Source organism: Streptomyces sp. NPDC054841, assembly GCF_053611045.1.
Genome location: NZ_JBSGZO010000630.1, coordinates 1 through 4,088 on the forward strand (window position 1 = coordinate 1; position 4,088 = coordinate 4,088).

Sequence of the window (4,088 nt, forward strand, 5' to 3'; positions counted from 1 at the left end):
TCGAACCGAGCACGCGACACCGCCAGCGCATAGCCCACATCAACCGGCGACCACTCCGACCGCTCCCCAAGGAACGACACCAGCCGCTCCGCCTGCGATCGCAGACCCGCCTCACTCCGGGCGGAGACCACCCACGGCACCGTCACCCCGGGAGCCACCACCGGAGTCGGCTTCTCAACCTCTGGCTCAACAACCGGTGCCTGTTCCAGCACCACATGGGCGTTCGTCCCGCTGATACCGAACGAGGAGACCGCCGCCCGACGCGGACGACCCTCAACCTCCGGCCACGCCCGCTCCTCCACCAGCAAGGAGACCTCACCCGCCGACCAGTCGACCTGCGACGACGGCGCGTCCACGTGCAGCGTGCGCGGCATCACCCCATGCCGCATCGCCAGCACCATCTTGATGACGCCGGCAACACCCGCCGCGGCCTGGGTGTGCCCCATGTTCGACTTGATCGACCCCAGCCACAACGGCTGGTCAGCCGGACGGTCCTGGCCATAAGTGGCCAGCAGCGCCTGCGCCTCGATCGGGTCACCCAGGGAGGTGCCGGTGCCGTGTGCCTCGACCGCGTCGATGTCGGTCGTCTCCAGGTAGGCGCTGGCGAGTGCCTGCCGGATGACGCGCTGCTGGGCCGGGCCGTTCGGCGCGGTCAGACCATTGCTGGCACCATCCTGATTGATGGCCGTGCCACGCACGACCGCGAGAACCTGGTGGCCATTGCGCTGGGCGTCCGACAGACGCTCCACCAGCAGCATGCCCACACCCTCACCCCAGCCAGTACCGTCCGCCGCATCCGCGAACGACTTGCAGCGACCGTCCGAGGCCAGACCGCCCTGGCGGGAGAAGTTGCCGAACGTGTCGGGGGTCGGCATGACGGTGACACCGCCCGCGAGCGCCATCGAGCACTCGCCCCGCCGCAGCGCCTGACCCGCCATGTGCAGCGCGACCAGCGAGGAGGAGCACGCGGTGTCCACCGTCACCGCCGGGCCCTCGAACCCGAAGGTGTAGGAGACGCGGCCCGAGACGACGCTGCTGGCACTGCCGTTGCCGATGAAGCCCGCGAGCTCGTCGGGGACCTCCGTCAGCCGGGAGGCGTAGTTGTGGTACATGACGCCGGCGAAGACGCCGGTCTGGCTGCCGCGGAGAGTCGCCGGGTCGATACCGGCCGACTCCAGCGCCTCCCACGACGCTTCCAGCAGCAGCCGCTGCTGCGGATCCATCGCCAACGCCTCACGCGGCGAAATCCCGAAGAACGCCGGATCGAAGTCCGCCGCGTCGTACAGGAAACCACCCTCCAGCTGACGGGAAGCGACGTCGCGGGCACGGCTCTCCTCGCCGTCCTGGTTCCTGGGGTCCGCGACGAGGAGACCATCGGTGTCCCAGCCCCGGTCGGCCGGGAAGGCGGAAATCGCGTCGCCACCGGCCACGAGCAGGCGCCACAGGTCGTCGGGGTTCGTGACGCCACCCGGGTAGCGGCAGGCCATGCCGACGATGGCGAGGGGTTCGTCGTCCCGCAAGACGGCAGCCTGCATCGCCTCCTGCACACCGGGTCGGACGCCCAGGACCTCGCTGAGGAGGAAGTCCGCGACCGCGTTCGGGGTCGGGTAGTCGAAAATCAACGTCGCGGGCAGCCGCTTGTCGACGGCCGTGGAGAGCTGGTTGCGCAGCTCGACCGCCGTCAGCGAGTCGAAGCCGAGCTCCTTGAACGCACGCGCCGCGCCGATCGCGTCGGCTCCCGCGTAGCCGAGCACGGCGGCCACGTGCGTACGCACCAGGGCCAGCAGCTCTGCGTGCCGCTCGGCCTCCGGCAGCCCGGCGAGGCGCTGCGCCAACGCATCCGCCCGTGCGGTGCCCGTCCGGGCCGCACGCCGGGACGGGACCCGAACCAGACCGCGCAGCAGCGGCGGCACGGCCGACGGTCCGCCCGTGCCCGCTCCGGCGGCGGCCTGCGCGCGGATGCGGGCGAGGTCCAGCTGCATCGGCACGAACAGCGCTCCTCCACGCGGAGCCGCCAGGGCTGCCGCGTCGAAGAGTGCCAGGCCCTCGGCCGCCGTCAGCTCCTCGATACCCGAGCGGTTGATGCGGCCCAGCTCCGAGGAGTCCAGCGAGGCGGTCATGCCGCCCAGCCGCTCCCACGGGCCCCAAGCCAGCGAGGAGGCGGCCAGCCCATGCGCGCGCCGGTGCTGGGCAAGTGCGTCGAGGAACGTGTTGGCGGCGGCGTAGTTGGCCTGCCCCGCACCGCCCAGTACACCGGCCGCCGACGAGAACAACACAAACGCCGACAGGTCCATGCCCTGCGTCAGCTCGTGCAGATTCCACGCCGCATCCACCTTCGGACGCAGCACCACATCCAGACGCTCAGGAGTGAGCGAAGGAATGGTCCCGTCGTCCAGGACGCCGGCCGTGTGCACGACACCGGTCAGCGGACGGCCGGCCGGGATGCCCTCCAGCACCGCAGCCAGCGCCCCACGGTCAGCAGCATCACAGGCGACGATCTCCGCCTCAGCACCGAGGGAGGCAAGGTCGTCCACCAGCGCGTCGGCACCCTCGGCGCGGGCACCACGACGACTGGTCAACACCAGACTCCGCACACCGTGCTCAGCCACCAGATGCCGGGCCACAAGCGACCCCAGACCACCCGTACCACCAGTCACCAACACCGTGCCCGAACCGAAGCCGCTGCCCGCGTCGAGGCCGCTCCCCGCACCCGGGCCGTGCGTGTCGGCTGCCGGGGTACGGCGCAGGCGCGGTACCCGCACCTCGTCGTTCCGGACAGCTGCCTCCGGCTCGTCCCCGGAGGCCAGCAGCGGCCGCAGTCGCGACACGTCCAGCGAGTCGCCCCCGGCCACGTCGACCAGAACGAATCGGTCCGGGTTCTCGGACTGTGCGGAGCGCACCAAGCCCCACACCGAGGTGTGCTCCATATCCGTCACGTCGTCGTCCGGTCCTGCCGCGACCGCGCCGCGCGTCACGAAGACCAGACGCGCTTCGGCCAACCGCTCCTCGGCCAGCCACTCCTGGACCAGGGCGAGGGCACGATGAGCGGCGACATGCGCCTCGGCGGACACTTCGCCGCCGCTGTCGACCTCCATGTCGTGCGTCCCGTCGCCGCCCCCGTGGTCGGCCAGGGGTACGAGGACGAGCTCGGGCAGCGGAGCTCCCGCCTCGACTCCTTCGACCAGCGCACGCAGGTCGGCGTACACCGGGGTGGACTCCGCGCCGTCGAGCAGCCCGGCACCGTCTGCGCCGAGTAGGGCCCACGCGGCGGCACCAGGGGCGGCCGGACGCTGCGCGGCCTCCCCCGACGGCGAGTCCGTCGGCGCCGCGAGCGACAGCGCGGTCCACTCAACTCCGTACAGCGACTCGACGAACCCGCCCCGGCCGGCCGTCAGTTGCTCCTCGGACACTTGACGGAAAGCGAGCGCTTCAACAACGGCGACAGGCGCACCGGTGGCGTCGGCGACGTACAGCGCCACCGCGTCCGCCGCACCAGCCGGTGTCATGCGCACCCGCAGCGTGGAGCCACCGGTGGCATACAGGCTGACGTCGCTCCAGGCGAAGGGCAGACGGGCCTGCTCACCTCCCGCGTCAGAGACGAAGTCGCCCAGTGCGACGGCGTGCAGGGCCGCGTCCAGCAGCGCCGGATGCAGGCCGAAGCCGTCTGAAGTGGTGTCCTCGGGCAGCGCGACCTCGGCATACACCTCGTCCCCGAGCCGCCAGGCCGCCCGCATGCCCTGGAAGACCGGACCGTAGGCCAGACCACCGAGGGCGAAGGTGTCGTACAGCGCATCGACCTCGATCGGCTGGGCACCGCGTGGCGGCCACACGGACAGATCGAAGGAGGCGGCGGCCCAGACAGGCGACAGCACACCCGCGGCATTCAGCGTCCACGGCTCGTCGTGCGGCGCATCACCGAGTTGGGAGAAAATGCGGACCGGTCGCCGTCCGGCGTCGTCGGCCTCCTCCACGGTGACGCGGAGCGCGACGCCGCCGCTTTCCGGAATCACCAAGGGTGCCTGGAGGGTGAGGTCTTCGAGCGTGGAGCAGCCGACCTGGTCTCCGGCCTGGATGGCCAGCTCCACCAT

General features: G+C 71.3%; 1 protein-coding gene. It reads right to left on the reverse strand.

What is annotated here, in order from left to right:
* Positions 1 to 4,088, reverse strand: a 4,088-nt coding sequence (locus ACWGI8_RS40780) for an SDR family NAD(P)-dependent oxidoreductase (protein WP_453668502.1), incomplete at both ends; no start/stop codon positions are given.